Genomic DNA, 16,163 nt, shown 5'->3' with positions numbered 1-16,163 from the left:
CATTCCGGGCACTGCAGAGAATCACCTTATCCATCTCTCCATTATGCAACGCCCGGTAATTTATAGAATTGACAGTCGTGTAAAAGCCGGTAGTCTACCTATTCATTAGGGTCTAGATGATTACCGACTGTCACTCCTAGACCTCCCCACTCGCTAATACTTCCGCTCTTGCGGTTCAAATTGATTGATTACAACTGGCATGTAATTGATATCAATCCCGGCGGGTGAGTAGTACGCCAAGGTGTGTTTGAGAAAACTCTGATCGTCTCGCTGCGTATAGTCTTCGCGACAGTGAGAGCCTCGGCTTTCTTTACGGTTGAGGGCAGACGAGAGAATCATTTCTCCAACGACAAAGAGCGATCGCAGTTCCATCGCTTCAATCAGTTCGGTATTCCAGGTTTTGCCTTTGTCATCGACGCGGACGTGAGCATATTTTTTCTGAAGTTCGCGGAGTTGAACCAGTCCTTCTTGCATGGTCGCTTCGGTGCGAAACACGCCGCAATGATCGGTCATGCAGTCTTGATAGGCTTGCCGAACCTGGTGGATGCGGTATTCTCCGGGCTGGTCTATCAGCGATTGCAGTTGAGTGTTGGCGTCTTGAATGTAGCGCTCAGCGTTGACTTCAGGTAATTTACGATTTTCGACATAGCGCGCGATCGCGGCTCCGGTTCTGCGTCCATAGACCACACATTCCAACAACGAGTTACTGCCCAACCGATTTGCGCCATGCACCGACACACAGGACGTTTCACCTGCCGCGAAGAAACCTTCGACCAATTCATCGGCGCTGCTTCTGACTTGTCCATCGGTATTGACCGGAATGCCGCCCATCGAATAGTGAACAGTTGGACGAACAGGCATCGGCTGATACACTGCATCGACCCCCACCAATCGATGCGCTTCTTCCCAGCAGAACGGCACGCGGCTCATAATTTTCTCTTTGCCCATATGCCGCAGATCGAGATAGACAAAGACACCACCGGCTGACCCGTCTGGTTTTATGCCGCGTCCTGCCCGAATTTCGTAGGTAATAGCGCGGGAGGTAATGTCGCGGGGGGCAAGCTCCATGCGGCTGGGCGCATAGTTTGCCATGAAGCGATCGCCGTCGCTGTTAATTAAATACGCACCTTCTCCGCGCACCGCTTCTGAAATCAAGACGCCCACAGGATACAGCCCCGTGGGATGAAACTGCACAAACTCCATGTCTTCAAGCGGTAAGCCAGCCATGGCGGTCATTGCCAGACCGTCACCTGTGGAGGCGTAGTCGTTGGAAGTCGTGTTGTAAACGCGCCCGTAACCTCCGGTGGCAAACATCACTGCTTTGGCGCGAATCACTTCAACTTGACCGTCGAGCAAGTGATAGAGAACGACCCCTTTTGCCTGTCCGTCTTCCAAAATCAGGCGCATGACGTACCATTCTTCGTACACCTTGACGCCGTATTTCATCAAGTTGCAGATCAATTCGTGCAGAATCGCGTGTCCGGTCTTATCTGCCGCATAGCAGGTGCGGTTGTGCGAATGTCCGCCGAATGCACGTTGGGCAATCCGTCCATCGGGTAAGCGGGAGAACAACACGCCCATGTGTTCCAGATCGATCACTACGTCGGGCGCTTCTTGCGTCAAAATCGCCACGGCATCTTGATCAGCTAAATAGTCCGAACCCTTGACCGTATCAAAGGCGTGAGCTTCCCAAGAATCCGTTTCATCGACATTTTTGAGCGTCGCTGCCATTCCCCCTTGGGCCGCCACCGAGTGCGATCGTATCGGGTGAGTTTTGGCAACCACGGCCACACTCAAGCTCGGATTGGTACGGGCAATTTCTAGGGCTGCACGAGAACCAGCTAAGCCACCGCCAACAATAATTACGTCGTGATCGATCATGGGTACGTCATCGGGCTAGATTACTTCTATTCTCGCTCGATTTTGAGATTCGCTTACCTTTTCTGCTTTGTTTTTAACATCCACAGAATGCCTACAAGCAGCGCGACTAGAGGAAGCGCAACTCCAGCCAGAACCCAGCCTGTAGGGGGCGCTGAAGGGCGGCTTGATTCAGCAGTACCAATGGCGGCTTGGGGAGCGGCTCCAGCTTGAACAGTCACCTCATACGTCAGCCTGAATGCATTAAAGTCTTCTCCATCTTTGGGTCTGCCGCTCAACTCCAGCGTATAAATTCCAGCGTTTGGAAAAACGAGTTCTGCTCCTGGAATGCCTTGATACTGTTCTGCTGAAATCGATTTTAGCGTCGGTTGCAGAACCGGGTTTTGCTGTCGGTCGTACACGTTCAGGCTGCAATTACAGCGATCGAGTGAGACCAATTCTCCGCCTTGTTTTGTGAGCGCGAACCAGGCTTGCGATCGTTCTCCCGCTTTGGGATTGTGACTCGGTTCAATATGAAACGTAGCGGCAACGTTACCAGAGGTTTTAACGTTGTGAGCAATGATCACGTTAGCGTTTACTTTATTTTCTTGCGGCAACATATAAGCGTGCTAGGGAAAAGAGCGACCACACCGGGCGCGATCGCAATAACAAAACCGCTGAAACCCCAATCCCCAAGCCGATCACTCGCCAAACTTGAGCAGCACTTCCAACATTATTGAGGTAGCTTGATCCCACAAGTGCGATGTGAATTGCCACTAGAAGCAATGCTGGAATGCTGAGCAAATGGATTTTTCGCCAGGTTTTACCGAGTTTAAGCGCGATCGCATCAAAACTCGTCAGTGCGGCAGGCGTAATCAAACCCAATCCCACAATTCCCGCCCACATGCCGATCTGCTGATTGAACGGCAGAAACGCTAGGACTTGAAGATTCCAGTTAAACGTGTGATCGACAAAGTGAGCAACATGCGCCCACGACAGCACGAACGCTCCGACGCCAAAAGCACGACGATACTTTAGGGGAGCGCTCCACACACGGCTAATTGGACGGGCGATCAGGGCCAGCATGAGGCAGAGCAGGGCAGCGTGTCCGGTGTAATCGACCATATCACCACTCCGCAGCAGCATCAAAAGACCGATTGTCAAAGTTATCCATCCCCCCAGCCGGAAGAATTGACTTCTGCGATCGCGGCTCAGAAATGCGGTCGAAAGCCCAACACCCAACATCATCGGCAAGGTTCCAAGGCCAAATGCCAGCATCGTCACCGCTCCTAAATAGGGATTTCCTGTTTCAGCCGCTTTAAGCTGCGCAGCGTAGAGAAATCCGCAGGGAATGAGTCCCCAGATCATGCCAAGTAGGGCAGGCGTCCACCATTGATTTGACTGAGAAAATTGCATCATCAGTCGATTCAGCCGCTCGTGCAGTTGTCCTTTCCCTAAGGGATGCAGCATTGGCAGACGCGGCAAAAGCTGAGGGCTGATTTGCGACAGCCCAAACCAAACCAACAGCAGTCCTGTGAAGATCGTCATGCTGCGGCGCAACGCGCTGTCAATGCCCGCAAATTGTCCTCCTGCAATCAGGATCGAACCGATCGCTCCGATCGCGCCTCCTACTAACGCATAGCTGATCACTCGCCCCAGATTGAGCAGCAGGTTAAACGCGAGTTGCGATCGCCAATGCGGTTTAGAATCGTGCGATCGTACCGACAGCGAGAACGCTACCGTCAGAGGGCCACACATTCCTAAGCAGTGCCCGAAACTGCCTAAAAATCCTAGAGATGCGATGAGCAAGAGATCAATCATTCTCCTATCATCGATCACGACTTACCTTCTTTCCACCCCAATTTGAACCGATTGCTTTTCATCTCTCTTTGCCTAGCGTTAGCGAAAATATAAGCAATCCACTCTGAACGATCGCGCTAAATTATCATCTGGCGTACTGAGAAAAACTGTTTCTCGATAGCTGCATTTAATCACTTTCATCTCAGCACTTATTGAGAGCGACCTAACCGATACCCTTTGCCATACACAGTAGAGATTAACGGAGCTTCGCCTTTCGCCTCGATCTTGCGTCGCAGCAACCTGATTTGAGCCGCTAGTGCGTTGCTGGCTGGCTTGTCGCCCTCACTCCACACATGCTGATAGATTTGCTCATGCGTCAGAAGCTGATTTGGCTGACGCATGAAATATTCCAGCAGTTGACATTCTTTCTCCGATAGCTCGATCGCTCGTCCGTGTCGGTAGGCAACTTGATTTTGCAGATCGAGTTCTAGATCTTCTACCCTGAGTCGCTGACTTGGCTGATTCGGTTCGATCGCCGTTGGACGTCGCAGCAGCGCCCGCACTCTCGCCAACAGTTCCCGCAGTTCAAACGGTTTGACCAAATAATCATCGGCTCCAGCATCAAGTCCGAGTACGCGATCGTCAATCGTGTCTTTTGCTGTGAGAAAGAGAACAGGCGTCGAGTCCCCGTGCGATCGCACCTGCTGACAAATTTCTAAGCCCGATCGCACGGGTAGCATCCAGTCCAGAATCAGGAGATCGTACTGTCCTTGCTGCGCCAGTTGTGCCCCTTGCTCTCCATCGTGAACCACATCCACGGTATAACCCTCACGGGATAAGAGTTGGCTGAGCGGTTGAGCCATTTCGATTTCGTCGTCAACGAGAAGAATTTTCATGAGAGGCAGGAAGGGGAGATGAATGAGGGAGGCTGGAAGATCGGGGAGAAGTCCGCACTTAGATATTTTTAATCGTCTTACTTTCTACTTAAAATGATTATTCTGAACACTTGGTACTCATTGTCGTCTCCCCATGCTTACCGTTGCAATTCCGAAAGGCGCTCTCCTCAAAGACAGCATTCGATTACTCAAAGCCGTTGGTCTAGATTTCAGCACTTTTTTAGAATCTGGAAATCGCCAACTGCAAATTACTGATCCGACCGGGACGGCGAAGGCACTGCTGGTTCGCAATTCCGATGTGTCAGTTTATGTCGAATACGGACAGGCCCAACTGGGCATCGTGGGGTATGACGTATTGCGGGAGAAAGCGCCTAATGTAGCGCAGCTCGTTGATTTAGGCTTTGGCGGGTGTCGCATGTCAGTCGCGGTTAAAGCATCGAGTCCCTATCGTTCTTCGTTAGAATTGCCTTTGCATGGTCGGGTTGCCTCAAAATTTGTTCACTGTGCCCGTGACTATTTTGAAACTCTAGATCTGCCTGTTGAAATTGTGCCGCTCTACGGCTCCGTAGAATTAGGTCCAATTACTGGCATGTCAGAAGCGATCGTTGATCTTGTTGCCACTGGCAACACGCTCCGCGAAAACGGACTCATCGAAATCGATGTGCTGTTCCAAAGCACCGCCCGCCTGATTGCTCACCCGCTTAGCTACCGTCTTAACAGCGATAACCTCAATCACTATGTAGACCAGATCCGGAGTCAAATCAAAGCCGCCGTCGGTGTTTAACGGTCATTAGCCCTCACCAATTTTTTGTAGCCCTCTCCCTATGTCTTTCGCTCCTCGCCCCGCTCGACCCCGTAAAGAAACCGATTGGCGTTTGTTTCTCAGTCTCGCTCCCTATGCGCGTCGCAACAGTCGTCTCCTGATTTGGTCGCTGGTCTTTCTGGTTCCCTCCGCGATCGCTAGCACCCTGCAACCCGTTGTGATCGGAAAAGCGGTGTCGTTGCTCCGGCAAGAACCGTCTGCCTTCGACTTTCCCTTTGGCTTCTTGCGAGATGTCTCCTTGTCTCAAGGGCTGACAACCCTCACTCAGTTACTGGTGTTGACCGTCCTGATTCGGTTGGCGCTGGATGCGGCACAGGGCTATTTAGTTCAAAATGTGGGACAACGCATCACCGCCGAGATTCGCAGCGATTTGTTTCAGCATGTGACATCGCTAGCGGTACGATTCTTCGATCGCACGCCGATTGGCAAGCTGATCACCCGGCTCACGAGTGATGTAGAGGCGTTAGGAGAAGTCTTTTCAACGGGTGCGATCGGCGTCATTTCGGATCTATTCACCATGCTGGTGATCACGGTCGTCATGTTTCTCACCCAATGGCAGTTAGCATTGCTGCTGGTGCTGATGCTGTTGCCCGTCACCGCGTTGATTATTTACTTTCAGCAACAGTATCGTCAAGCCAATTACCGCGCCCGTGAAAAACTCTCTGACCTCAACTCAATTCTGCAAGAAAACCTTGTTGGAATCGGGGTGGTGCAACTGTTCCGGCGAGAGCAGTTTAATGGCGATCTGTTCCGACAGGTGAATCAGCAGTACATCAAAGAAGTCGATCGCACCATTTATTTTGATTCAGCGGTGTCTGCCACGCTGGAGTGGGTGTCATTGATTGCGATCGCAGGCGTGCTAGGGATCGGTGGCTGGCTGATCAAAGGCAACGCACTCGATTTTGGCACGTTGTCTACCTTTGTTCTGTTTGCGCAACGGTTATTTGATCCCTTGCGTCAGTTTGCCGAAAAATTTACCGCTATTCAAGCCGGATTCACTGCGGTAGAGCGGGTCAGCGAAATTTTGAACGAACCGATCGAAATTCGCGACCCAGAGAAAGAAATGCACGTCCCATCTGACGGAAAGACGGCAGGGGAAATTCGCTTTGAGAACGTTTGGTTTGCCTACAAATCCGATGAATATGTGCTTCAGAATCTCGATTTTGTCATTCGTCCTGGAGAGAAAGTTGCCCTAGTTGGACCGACCGGAGCCGGAAAGAGTTCGATTATTCGGTTGCTGAGCCGATTGTATGAACCCACCAAAGGGCGCATTCTCTTAGACGGCATCGACATTCGAGAATTGCCCCAAGCCGAACTGCGTCGCCGCATGGCGATCATCTTGCAAGATGGCTTTCTATTTGTGGGCGATGTAAAAAGCAACATCACGCTGGGCGAATCTTATAGCTTTGCAGAAGTGCAGGCTGCTGCCGAACAAACCAACGTCGCTCGCCTGATCGAACAGTTGCCTCAAGGTTACAACACGATGCTGCGCGAACGCGGAACCAATCTTTCGGGAGGACAGAAACAGCTGCTTGCCTTTGCCCGCGCTGCCATTCGAGATCCTAAAATTCTGGTGTTGGATGAAGCGACAGCCAGTTTAGATGTCGGAACCGAAGCGCTGATTCAAGAAGCATTAGGGCGATTGTTAGAAGATCGAACCGCGATCGTGATTGCTCACCGCCTTTCTACCATTCGAGATGTCGATCGCATTCTCGTTCTCAAGCGTGGTCAGCTTGTGGAGTCGGGTAGCCACGAACAGTTGTTGGCGCAAGGGGGGCTGTATGCCAGTTTGTACCGTTTGCAATTGCTGGAAGATTGAAGCCTAACGCGGCTGAATGCATTGCGAAAGACCCTCAAACTAAAGATCCTCAAACTGGAGTTGCCGTTAACGCTCTGCTCGAAAGTTGCCCTGATCTAACCAGTGTCGATATTCGGGATCAAGAGTCAACTTTGATGGCTGAGCCGCTGAATACTGTAGAAATCTTGGCTCAGCCAGCATCGACTGCTGCATCGGCGTGAGCTTCACCTGCTTCGAGACACTTAAGCCATCTGTGTTACGTGACGCAAATCGCTCGGATGCCTGAATGGCAGGATTCACCGTAGGCGCACTCACCGCCAGAACCACCATGCTGCCCATTGACCCAATCCATCCGGTCAATGCCGCGATCGTTACCCATTTCTCAACCACACAATTCATCCCTCTCCTCCATACCGTGCTAGTAAGTGACGCTTTCTACTCGGGATCACGTTCTTGAGAGCGCTAGGACGATTGAATCGTTCTTAAGGAAATTTTACTCTAATTAAAAGATTTAAGCGCCCCGTCAACTGACTATTATGAACGTTCACTCCGCAATTTTGCTTAAATCCGGATCAATTCTTTGATTGGCACATTAAGAAGGTATAAAGTTTGAGGTCTATTCTGTAAATCTATGTTCACACAATGACTCTTCTAAAACAAGCTCTGCTGCGATCGATCAGGCTAAGAGCGTTGCTGCTAACGATCGTTCTGGTTGGAGGTCTGCTCACGTTTCATGGAATGAGTTCTCAAGCCCAACCTGTAGGAAATACGCAACTGCTGTGGTACGGCCAGTCTGCCTTCAAGCTGACGACGCCCTCGGGGAAGGTGCTGTTGATTGATCCGTGGCTAACGAATCCACTCAATCCAAACGGCAAAACTGACTTGGCAAAGCTCGATCGCGTCGATCTAATCTTGATCTCCCACGGGCATGTTGATCATGTTGGCGATGCCGCCGCAATCGCTCAAAAAACCAACGCTAAACTCGTTAGCACAGCGGATCTAGGCACCGCTTTAGTGGGCTACGGCAGCTATCCAAAAGCACTCGTCGGGATGGAGACTCAAGGAAATTTTGGGGGTGAACTCAGCTTGCTCAATGATGAAGTCAAGGTTGCGTTTGTGCCAGCGATTCATAGTTCTGCGATCGCGTCCGATGGTAGCCCTGCCAACTATGCCGGAAATCCAAGCGGCTTTCTGATTCGCGTGAAGAACGGGCCGACCCTCTACCACACTGGAGATACCGATCTTTTCTCGGATATGTCCTTGATCCCGCAGTTTGGCAAGGTGACTGTAATGCTCGCCTGCATTGGCGACAAGTTCACGATGGGACCAATCCGCGCCGCTGAAGCGGTAAAACTAGTGAACCCCCAAACCGTGATCCCGATGCACTACGGAGTCTTTAACTTACCCGGAACACCGACTGCCTTTGCTCAAGCCTTGCGTCGGCAGGGCGCAAAGAGCCAATTGCGCGTGGTGAAAGTAGGCGAAGTCGTGCGCCTGTAGTGGTACAATGATGTGTTTGTGCAAGGCACAGTTGACAACAGGAAAATTATGGCGAAACGTGTTCAGTTAGTCCTCAATAAGGACGTAAGCAAGCTTGGTCGGTTGGGTGACTTGGTTGAAGTTACTCCTGGCTTTGCCAGAAACTATCTCATTCCTCAAGGCATGGCGTCCAAGGTGACACCGGGCATTCTGAAGCAAGTTGAGCGGCGGCGCGAGCTAGAGCGGCAGCGCTTAGCTGAACTTAAAGAAGTGGCGCTGACCCAAAAGCAAGCGATTGAAGCGGCAGGCAGTGTTGCGATCGCGAAGCAGGCAGGCGAGACGGGCGCAATTTTTGGCACGGTGACGAATCAAGATGTGGCGGATGCTTTGCAGCAGGCCATCAATCAGGAGGTCGATCGTCGGACGATTACCATGCCCGATGTTCACAGCTTGGGCGACTACACCGCAGAAATCAAGCTTCATCCAGAAGTTACGGTGTCTGTGACGGTTCAGGTAGTTGCAGCATGAGGATAAATCGTAATTCGTGATCGATTTCTACGAGTTACAACATCAGTATATTTGTACTGGCTCTTGCTAAAATAATGGATGTCTGTATAGTGAGGGGGTCGAGTTGGCGCTAAGAAGATGACTCGACCCTTTTCGCATCCTTCGTAATCGATCTCTCGCTAACGTTACGAACCCCGACGTGTCTTCTCATGGTTCAAGAACTCAACTTTCAACCGATTAACGATCGCATTCCTCCCCAAAACATTGATGCAGAAGAAGCAATTTTGGGCGGAATTTTGCTTGACCCAGACGCGATCGCGAGGATTCTCGATATTCTCAAACCAGAAGCATTTTACCTCAGCGCCCATCAAGAGATTTTTCGGGCAGCTCTGACGCTGACCAACCAAAGCACGCCCGTTGATTTGATGAGCATCACAACGTGGCTGCAAGACCGGGGACTGCTCGATAAGATTGGCGGGCAGAGTAAGCTAGTGCAGCTTGTCGATCGCACCGTTAGCGCCGTCAACATTGATCAGTACGCTCAACTCGTCACAGACAAATATTTGCGCCGCAAGCTGATCAGCGCTGGACATCAAATTTCTCAGCTAGGGCACGATACGAAACGCGACTTAGAGCATGTTTTAGACGAAGCAGAACAAAAAGTTTTTAGCATTACTCAAGTTCGTCCGAGTCAAGGACTGACTGCCGCCGCCGACATTTTGACCAAAACCTTTTCCGACATTGAAGAACGATCGGTCGGAATGGCGTTGCCGGGGCTTGCCTGCGGATTCTATGACCTTGACGGCAAAACTCAGGGCTTCCAGCGATCGGATCTGATCATCGTAGCGGGTCGCCCATCAATGGGAAAAACAGCCGTGTGCTTGAGTTTTGCTCGCAATATTGCTGCCCAGTACAAGCTTCCTGTCGCAGTCTTCAGTTTAGAGATGTCGAAAGAGCAAATTATCCAACGCCTGCTCGCGAGTGAAGCTCGAATCGAAAGCGGGCGATTGCGCTCAGGACGGATTTCTCAACAGGACTGGGAACCGTTAGGACAGGCAATCAGCCGATTATCGGAACTACGCGTGTTTGTAGACGATACGCCTAACATTAGTGTGAACGAGATGCGATCGCGGGCCCGCAAACTCCAAGCCGAACAAGGCGGCGCACTCGGCATGATCTTAATCGACTACCTGCAATTGATGGAAGGCACAGGCAGTGAAAACCGAGTCCAAGAGCTGTCGCGAATCACGCGATCGCTTAAAGGTCTTGCTCGCGAACTGAATGTACCGATTCTCGCCCTTTCTCAGTTGAGTCGAAATGTAGAATCTCGCTCTGACAAACGCCCAATGATGTCAGACCTGCGGGAGTCGGGATCAATTGAGCAAGATGCCGATCTGGTCATGATGTTGTACCGGGAGGAGTATTACAATCCCGATACGCCCGATCGCGGCATTGCAGAAATCATTATTACCAAGCATCGAAACGGTCCGACAGGAACGGTCAAGCTTCTATTCGAGCCTCAGTTCACGCGCTTTCTCAATTTAGCTGCGCCAAACCGCGACTACTAAGACAAGCACTTTTAAGACAAGCGTTTGTGGTTACAGCCTCGCTTCTGCATGAGCAAGAGAGCCTTTTTTGTCTTTGGAATTTCAGTCTTTGCCCAGTTACTTGAAAAATATTTATTACATTATTGACTTTGGTTCTCATAAACTTTTACGATCTTTTTGACTTACTGATAGATACTTTCAATAAAGAAAGGTATCTTTCACTTCGCTTTGGACGCCTGTAATGAAATTAAATCGAACCACAAGTTTTAGCCTCAGCGCTGCACTTTTAGCCTTGACGACCGCCTTTCTAAGCGCGTGCAATACTCAGCCCTCCTCGAATCAAGCAGCTGCACCTCAAGGACAAACGGCTGCACCTCAAGGACAAACGGCTACTAATGCCAATTCCTTAAATCAGTTGCGCGTTGTCTTTCCCAGTCGGTCTGGAGCGACAGAGGTACAAACCAAAGCCAATGCGATCGCAACCCTACTCTCGAAAGAACTGAACATGCCCGTGACTGCTGTGGTTGGTGATGATACTGCTGCTGTCGAAGCGCTGAAAGCGGAGCAAGCAGAAGTAGCATTTCTCAGCAGCCGCCCTGCGTTAAAAGCAGAACAATTAGCAAACTCTCGTCTTTATCTAGCAGAGGTGCGCCCGGATTATTCGGGAGGACATACTTACCGCTCGGTCTTTGTGGTGCCAAATGACAGTCCCCTGCAAACTAAAGACGATGCTAAGCAAAATCTTGAGCAACTGCGCGGTAAGAAAATTGCGTTTACTTCACCCACGTCCGGATCGGGCTTTATTTTTCCCGTTAGCACTTTGGTCAACCAAGGATTAATTGAGAACCGCGATCGCGTGAAAGAATTTTTTGGCGAAGTCACTTATGGCAACAACTATAGTGGTGCGCTACAAGCTGTTCTGAAGGGACAAGCGGATGTCGCGGCTGTATCGGAATATGCGCTCAAGGATCCCTACATCACTCCTGAAGAAAGTAAGCAGGTGAGAATTCTTCATGCAATTACAGGGGTTCCGGCGCACGGAGTGGCGATCGACGATCGCGTGCCCGCCGATCTGCGTGGTCGCCTGGTGAGTGCGCTGCAAAAACTGAACGAGCCAGCCAACAATGCGTTGCTAAAAGACCTTTATAATTCCACCAAGCTCGTGAATGTTGATCATGAGAGTCATTTGGCTCCTATGAAAACTGCACTCCAGCAAGCTGGAATAGAGCCTTAGACCATTAATCTGGCAGCATTGCTCTAGCATCCGAACCGCCCTCACCCTAGCCCTCTCCCACAGGAGAGGGAACAAGAGCTTGGCTCCCTTCTCCTACAGGGAAAAGGGGCTAGGGAACTCTAGCTCCCTCTCCTGTGGGAGAGGGTTGCGGTGAGGGCAGTCTATTTCTGAAGTCGGTCAATCATGCATCCACATTCTCAACAGTCTCACGCCGCTTCAGGACATCCTGCGATCGCGTGCGTTGATCTACAAACGGCTTATTTGCCGTCCTTGCGCCGCTCTGCTTTGCAAGGTGTCACTTGCACGATTCAACCGGGAGAATTCGTCGCGGTTTTGGGTTTAAATGGCGCAGGCAAATCAACCTGGTTGCGATCGCTCTTGGGTCTAGTACCGATTCAGTCGGGAGTTGCTCGGGTACACAACACCCCGATTCAAGCGGCAACGATTCCTCAGATTCGACGTGAGATTGGCATGCTATTTCAGGGGGGCGGACTTGTGCCCCAACTGACCGCGCTCGACAATGTGCTGTGCGGACGCTTGGGGCAACGGTCGCCTTGGCAGACTCTATTTGGGTTTGACCAGCGCGATCGCGATCGCGCGTCCCAACTCCTGCATCAGTTTGGACTGCACGATTCTACTCATCAAACTACGCGCCGATTGAGCGGCGGACAACGGCAACGAGTCGCGATCGTCCGTCTGCTGATGCAGTCTCCCTCGATTCTTTTGCTAGATGAACCGACAGCCGGACTCGATGTACTCGCGACGCGACACGTCATGGAAGTGCTGGCACAATTGCACGATCAAGGCATGACCATCATCACTGTCTTGCACGACCTCGCGATCGCCCAAACGTATGCCCAACGTGCTTTGATTTTTTCATCGGGACGAATTACCTACGACGGCGACTGTCACAACTTGACGACCCACTTTAGAACTGCTGACCAGGTTGAGATATGAAAGACGTTTGGGTAAAGCTTCGTCGGATTGTGGCTAAAAGCAAGCTATTTTTAATCCTTGCAGCACTGATTCTGGTATACGGATGGGCACTGCAAGGGTTAAAAATCAATGGAACGCTGCTGCAAAAAAGCGTTCCGTATATGATCGACTTTATTTCTCGTCTGTTTCCGCCCGATCTTAGTGTCATTGATATTGCAATTCGAGCGCTGGTTGAAACGGTGCAAATGTCGCTTTGGGGAACGACGATCGGTGCAATTCTGTCCGTCCCGATCGCGGTTTTGTCATCTCAAAATCTCACTCCTCATTGGCTGCGCTGGAGTGCAGTCTTGCTGCAAAATGGCGTGCGTACCGTTCCCTCAGTTGTCTTGGGACTCTTCTTCGTGTCGGCGACTGGTCTAGGAGCGCCTGCCGGAACATTGGCGCTGTCAATCTATACGATTGGCTACCTAGCAAAATTTTATCAAGAAGCGATCGAAGCGGTGGATGCAGAATCGATCAAAGCGCTGCAAGTCAGTGGTGCGTCGTGGAGCCAGGTTGCTCAGTATGGCATCTTGCCGCAAGTGCTGCCGCTCGGCCTGGGATACACCCTCTATATGTTTGAGTACAACATCCGCTCTGCCTCCGTTTTAGGCGTCGTCGGCGCGGGAGGGATCGGCTTTGAATTGGTCAACTATATTCGCGGGTTTGAGTATTCTAAAGCGACAACCATGATGCTGTTGCTGCTGCTCGTCGTAACTAGCATTGACTGGCTCAGCAGCCACCTCCGCCAACAGCTAGAAAAACTCTAAGGAGAGCAACGGGATTAAGATAGATCTAGTGTGAGTAACTTGTACGCGTCAGCAAGCAGAATTACCGCCGTCTGGCGGATCTTAATTCCCAGAATGGATCCAGTACGATAGACTACTGATTAGGCATTGCCCACTTACACCTCAAATGGTTGAGTCAAAACTGATCAAAAGTCAGCTTGTGGAATTTCCACAGTATCGTGTGCGCGAAAGTTCTAAAGCGAAACACGTGAGTCTTAAGATGTCCGTCCAAGGTGGACTAGAAGTGATCGTTCCCAAAGGATTCGATCGCAGTCGGATTCCAGAAATTCTGCACAACAAGCAAAATTGGATCGAGCGCGCCATTGAGCGGCTCGAAGAACAGCGAGAACAATTAGCGCTGGAGTATTCTCATGGGTTGCCGACCCAACTGAACCTGCGTGCGATCGATCAGCTTTGGTTGGTGGAGTACTGTGCAACAGCAACGACTCGGCTCACGCTGACCGAGAAAGACAAAACGAGGCTCGTTCTTCGGGGCAACACGCAAAATGAAGAAGCTTGTAAATCTCTGTTGCAGCAGTGGTTGATGCACAAAGCCTATCAGCGGCTCGTGCCGTGGCTCTGGTCGGTGAGCGAGGAGTTGGCTCTGCCGTTTCATAAAGCGGCGATTCGGGGACAAAAAACGCTGTGGGCAAGCTGCTCCCAAAACCGAAACATTAGCCTGAATTACAAACTTCTTTTTCTAACTCCTCCATTGGTGCGGTATGTGTTTGTTCACGAACTCTGTCACACCGTTCATCTCAATCATTCTGCAAACTTTTGGGCGCTGGTGCAGGAGAAAGACCCCCACTACAAACCGTTGGATCAAGAACTCCGTAAGTCGAGTCATTATGTGCCTGCTTGGTTAGAGCCGTCGATGTTGGGGCAGTAGCCTGCATTGGTTTAGGGTGTCCTTCCGTCTTTGGAGAGGCGCTTTTCTGCGATCGCTCTTTTACGGTGAAGGGGTGAGCTATCGAGGAATTCCCATGCCTGAACCGACTAATCGGCAGACGATTGAGGACAAGAAGCCGAACGCAAAACCTGCGAAACCGGAACAAGACACCGTTGATCCGATGGATTTAGTCAATAAGGGCGGCTACGAAGGCGATCCGAGAGAAATTGTTGAGAATCCGGCGGTGACTCCAGAGATGCTGAATGAGCCTGGAGATTTGAGAGCCGATGAGTTAGACGAAGATTGAAGAGTAGAAAAGGGTGATTGATGCTCTGGAAGAGCGATTAGCGCAATGCGAAACTCCGCCGAAAACGCGCTGGTGACCTTGCAAAAAGGTGTGTCTACTCAGGGCGATCGTCGGTGAATTGATTAATGGATTTAACGATCCCTTCTGAATAGGGTTCTAGAACTGTGGCGGCAACATGCAGATCAGCGAGGGCTTGGCTAAATTCTTCTGAATTCGGGTCAGCAGTTTCGAGTAGTTTGATGGCAACGATCGCTTTTTCGAGTTGAGGGGCGTATTCACTCAGGTGGCGTTTCAGACTGATGAACGATTTTTCTAAAGCAGTGGTCATCATGGGTTCAGTCTCCTTTCTAATTTGGCAATCTGCTGGCGGCAATTTGTAACTGTCTTTTCCCAGTGAATGATTAATCCTTGATCTTGCTCATCAAATGGATTTTTCTGCTCGTTCGCAATCTTTTCTAGATGTTCTGCAAGTGCCCGATGCTGGCCTTCAAGCTGCTTGCGGTAGTCCTTATTCTTTGTCATACCTTTACCATATGCCTTACTCCGTCATGTCTACAAAGTGGTCTTGCAGGAGTTTGTAGATGAAGCGATTCCTTTAGAGTTGCGATCGGCGCTAATCGCGTTTGCTTCGGAGTTGCCTTTTGCGCTAATCGTCGATGCGATCGAGGAACATACGTTTGCTTAGCAGTTGCGCTTTGCGCTAAATGGTGGCGTAGTTAAGGGCAGACATTGGGAAGGAGGTCACAGATAGACTTCTTTTCGATGCCTGACTCGAACAATCGTGATTAGCTTCTCTGTGCGACTGAAATCATACAAAACTCGATAGTCGCCAACCCTCAGCTTAAAGAAGTCTGACAAGTCGCCTGTTAGAGGCTGCGGTTTAATCTGGTCAAAATTCTGACAGAGCCAATTGATTTTGGTAAGGATGCGTTCTCGGATTGTCTCGTCGAGATCATCGAGGTCGCTGATTGCTTCAGGTTCAAATTCAACCGTGTAACTCATTGCCAAGTCAGCCCAAATCGCTTAGCGACTTCTTCCGCCGGGATTGCCCGCCCACCGTTTGCTCGGCGCTGACGGGATTCGCGCAGTTGCTGTTTCACTTCGGGTCGAATTTCTTTGCCTTCATCGGGATCTTCAAGAAATTCTTCCAAGATTTCTGTTACGGTTTCCCGGATTAATGCTTTTAGTTCATCGGTGGTTAGGTCTTTTACTTGCATGGTGATGGTTCAACCTAGACTCTTTCTTCATTTTATCCAGTCTTGA

At 50.6% G+C, this 16,163-nt stretch carries 19 protein-coding genes; 10 read left to right on the top strand and 9 right to left on the bottom strand.

All coding sequences use genetic code 11. From position 1 onward, the window contains the following. Nucleotides 1–153: 153 nt before the first annotated feature. From AC5I6P_RS07295 to rppA, 4 genes are all read right to left on the bottom strand, one after another. Nucleotides 154–1,881 (bottom strand): succinate dehydrogenase/fumarate reductase flavoprotein subunit, encoded by a 1,728-nt coding sequence (locus tag AC5I6P_RS07295; protein ID WP_495693091.1) that lies wholly within the window; start codon nt 1,879–1,881, stop codon nt 154–156. Nucleotides 1,882–1,934: 53 nt separating this feature from the next. Beyond that, on the bottom strand, nt 1,935–2,477 hold the full coding sequence (locus AC5I6P_RS07290; RefSeq protein WP_495693090.1) for a hypothetical protein: 543 nt from the start codon (nt 2,475–2,477) through the stop codon (nt 1,935–1,937). After that, a complete protein-coding gene (locus tag AC5I6P_RS07285) occupies nt 2,458–3,678 on the bottom strand; it encodes an urease accessory protein UreH domain-containing protein (protein ID WP_495693089.1) in 1,221 nt (406 codons plus the stop codon). Before AC5I6P_RS07285 ends, AC5I6P_RS07290 begins: the two co-directional genes overlap by 20 nt. Nucleotides 3,679–3,866: 188 nt before the next feature. Further along, on the bottom strand, nt 3,867–4,553 hold the full coding sequence (rppA, locus tag AC5I6P_RS07280; protein ID WP_495693088.1) for a two-component system response regulator RppA: 687 nt from the start codon (nt 4,551–4,553) through the stop codon (nt 3,867–3,869). Nucleotides 4,554–4,686: 133 nt separating this feature from the next. Between rppA and hisG the strand changes: the two genes are divergently transcribed. Together hisG and AC5I6P_RS07270 are read left to right on the top strand one after the other, a co-directional pair. Further along, nucleotides 4,687–5,337 carry an ATP phosphoribosyltransferase gene (gene hisG / locus AC5I6P_RS07275; protein WP_495693087.1) on the top strand — a complete coding sequence of 217 codons (651 nt, stop codon included), beginning with the start codon at nt 4,687–4,689 and terminating at the stop codon, nt 5,335–5,337. 40 nt (nt 5,338–5,377) lie between these two features. Continuing rightward, nucleotides 5,378–7,195, top strand: a complete 1,818-nt coding sequence (locus AC5I6P_RS07270; RefSeq protein WP_495693086.1) for an ABC transporter ATP-binding protein — start codon at nt 5,378–5,380, stop codon at nt 7,193–7,195. Between the two features lie 66 nt (nt 7,196–7,261). Here the strand turns inward: AC5I6P_RS07270 and AC5I6P_RS07265 are convergent, their stop codons facing one another. Continuing rightward, nucleotides 7,262–7,573, bottom strand: coding sequence for a hypothetical protein (locus AC5I6P_RS07265; RefSeq protein WP_495693085.1), 312 nt, complete (start codon nt 7,571–7,573; stop codon nt 7,262–7,264). Nucleotides 7,574–7,816: 243 nt separating this feature from the next. Between AC5I6P_RS07265 and AC5I6P_RS07260 the strand changes: the two genes are divergently transcribed. The 8 genes from AC5I6P_RS07260 (at nt 7,817) to AC5I6P_RS07225 (ending at nt 14,900) form a co-directional block, all read left to right on the top strand. Next, a complete protein-coding gene (locus tag AC5I6P_RS07260; RefSeq protein WP_495693084.1) occupies nt 7,817–8,674 on the top strand; it encodes a metal-dependent hydrolase in 858 nt (285 codons plus the stop codon). Nucleotides 8,675–8,722: 48 nt separating this feature from the next. Continuing rightward, on the top strand, nt 8,723–9,181 hold the full coding sequence (gene rplI, locus AC5I6P_RS07255; protein WP_495693083.1) for a 50S ribosomal protein L9: 459 nt from the start codon (nt 8,723–8,725) through the stop codon (nt 9,179–9,181). A 188-nt stretch (nt 9,182–9,369) separates the two neighbouring features. Next, on the top strand, nt 9,370–10,728 hold the full coding sequence (gene dnaB / locus AC5I6P_RS07250) for a replicative DNA helicase (protein ID WP_495693082.1): 1,359 nt from the start codon (nt 9,370–9,372) through the stop codon (nt 10,726–10,728). 220 nt (nt 10,729–10,948) lie between these two features. Continuing rightward, complete coding sequence (locus tag AC5I6P_RS07245; protein ID WP_495693081.1) at nt 10,949–11,941, top strand: phosphate/phosphite/phosphonate ABC transporter substrate-binding protein; 993 nt, start codon at nt 10,949–10,951, stop codon at nt 11,939–11,941. A gap of 183 nt (nt 11,942–12,124) precedes the next feature. Beyond that, nucleotides 12,125–12,898: a phosphonate ABC transporter ATP-binding protein gene (locus AC5I6P_RS07240; RefSeq protein ID WP_495693080.1), complete on the top strand. Its 774-nt coding sequence runs from the start codon at nt 12,125–12,127 to the stop codon at nt 12,896–12,898. Then, complete coding sequence (gene phnE, locus AC5I6P_RS07235) at nt 12,895–13,686, top strand: phosphonate ABC transporter, permease protein PhnE (protein WP_495693079.1); 792 nt, start codon at nt 12,895–12,897, stop codon at nt 13,684–13,686. Before AC5I6P_RS07240 ends, phnE begins: the two co-directional genes overlap by 4 nt. Nucleotides 13,687–13,831: 145 nt before the next feature. Beyond that, entirely contained in the window at nt 13,832–14,593 is a 762-nt protein-coding gene (locus AC5I6P_RS07230; protein WP_495693078.1) for a M48 family metallopeptidase, read from the top strand. A 94-nt stretch (nt 14,594–14,687) separates the two neighbouring features. Beyond that, a complete protein-coding gene (locus AC5I6P_RS07225) occupies nt 14,688–14,900 on the top strand; it encodes a hypothetical protein (protein WP_495693077.1) in 213 nt (70 codons plus the stop codon). 94 nt (nt 14,901–14,994) lie between these two features. Here the strand turns inward: AC5I6P_RS07225 and AC5I6P_RS07220 are convergent, their stop codons facing one another. From AC5I6P_RS07220 to AC5I6P_RS07205, 4 genes are all read right to left on the bottom strand, one after another. After that, complete coding sequence (locus tag AC5I6P_RS07220) at nt 14,995–15,231, bottom strand: hypothetical protein (RefSeq protein WP_495693076.1); 237 nt, start codon at nt 15,229–15,231, stop codon at nt 14,995–14,997. Next, nucleotides 15,228–15,422: a hypothetical protein gene (locus AC5I6P_RS07215; protein WP_495693075.1), complete on the bottom strand. Its 195-nt coding sequence runs from the start codon at nt 15,420–15,422 to the stop codon at nt 15,228–15,230. Before AC5I6P_RS07215 ends, AC5I6P_RS07220 begins: the two co-directional genes overlap by 4 nt. Nucleotides 15,423–15,641: 219 nt before the next feature. Beyond that, on the bottom strand, nt 15,642–15,902 hold the full coding sequence (locus tag AC5I6P_RS07210; protein ID WP_495693074.1) for a type II toxin-antitoxin system RelE family toxin: 261 nt from the start codon (nt 15,900–15,902) through the stop codon (nt 15,642–15,644). After that, nucleotides 15,899–16,117, bottom strand: coding sequence for a hypothetical protein (locus AC5I6P_RS07205; RefSeq protein WP_495693073.1), 219 nt, complete (start codon nt 16,115–16,117; stop codon nt 15,899–15,901). Before AC5I6P_RS07205 ends, AC5I6P_RS07210 begins: the two co-directional genes overlap by 4 nt. Between the last annotated feature and the right edge of the window lie 46 nt (nt 16,118–16,163).

It is taken from the genome of Myxacorys sp. (assembly GCF_059501405.1).
This window is presented reverse-complemented; position numbering and strand designations above follow the sequence as displayed.

Bases quoted from the DNA above. Each gene is read 5' to 3' on its own strand.
- AC5I6P_RS07295 (WP_495693091.1), bottom strand. From the start codon at position 1,881: ATGATCGATCACGACGTAATTATTGTTGGCGGTGGCTTAGCTGGTTCT.
- AC5I6P_RS07290 (WP_495693090.1), bottom strand. From the start codon at position 2,477: ATGTTGCCGCAAGAAAATAAAGTAAACGCTAACGTGATCATTGCTCAC.
- AC5I6P_RS07285 (WP_495693089.1), bottom strand. From the start codon at position 3,678: ATGATTGATCTCTTGCTCATCGCATCTCTAGGATTTTTAGGCAGTTTC.
- rppA (WP_495693088.1), bottom strand. From the start codon at position 4,553: ATGAAAATTCTTCTCGTTGACGACGAAATCGAAATGGCTCAACCGCTC.
- hisG (WP_495693087.1), top strand. From the start codon at position 4,687: ATGCTTACCGTTGCAATTCCGAAAGGCGCTCTCCTCAAAGACAGCATT.
- AC5I6P_RS07270 (WP_495693086.1), top strand. From the start codon at position 5,378: ATGTCTTTCGCTCCTCGCCCCGCTCGACCCCGTAAAGAAACCGATTGG.
- AC5I6P_RS07265 (WP_495693085.1), bottom strand. From the start codon at position 7,573: ATGAATTGTGTGGTTGAGAAATGGGTAACGATCGCGGCATTGACCGGA.
- AC5I6P_RS07260 (WP_495693084.1), top strand. From the start codon at position 7,817: ATGACTCTTCTAAAACAAGCTCTGCTGCGATCGATCAGGCTAAGAGCG.
- rplI (WP_495693083.1), top strand. From the start codon at position 8,723: ATGGCGAAACGTGTTCAGTTAGTCCTCAATAAGGACGTAAGCAAGCTT.
- dnaB (WP_495693082.1), top strand. From the start codon at position 9,370: ATGGTTCAAGAACTCAACTTTCAACCGATTAACGATCGCATTCCTCCC.
- AC5I6P_RS07245 (WP_495693081.1), top strand. From the start codon at position 10,949: ATGAAATTAAATCGAACCACAAGTTTTAGCCTCAGCGCTGCACTTTTA.
- AC5I6P_RS07240 (WP_495693080.1), top strand. From the start codon at position 12,125: ATGCATCCACATTCTCAACAGTCTCACGCCGCTTCAGGACATCCTGCG.
- phnE (WP_495693079.1), top strand. From the start codon at position 12,895: ATGAAAGACGTTTGGGTAAAGCTTCGTCGGATTGTGGCTAAAAGCAAG.
- AC5I6P_RS07230 (WP_495693078.1), top strand. From the start codon at position 13,832: ATGGTTGAGTCAAAACTGATCAAAAGTCAGCTTGTGGAATTTCCACAG.
- AC5I6P_RS07225 (WP_495693077.1), top strand. From the start codon at position 14,688: ATGCCTGAACCGACTAATCGGCAGACGATTGAGGACAAGAAGCCGAAC.
- AC5I6P_RS07220 (WP_495693076.1), bottom strand. From the start codon at position 15,231: ATGATGACCACTGCTTTAGAAAAATCGTTCATCAGTCTGAAACGCCAC.
- AC5I6P_RS07215 (WP_495693075.1), bottom strand. From the start codon at position 15,422: ATGACAAAGAATAAGGACTACCGCAAGCAGCTTGAAGGCCAGCATCGG.
- AC5I6P_RS07210 (WP_495693074.1), bottom strand. From the start codon at position 15,902: ATGAGTTACACGGTTGAATTTGAACCTGAAGCAATCAGCGACCTCGAT.
- AC5I6P_RS07205 (WP_495693073.1), bottom strand. From the start codon at position 16,117: ATGCAAGTAAAAGACCTAACCACCGATGAACTAAAAGCATTAATCCGG.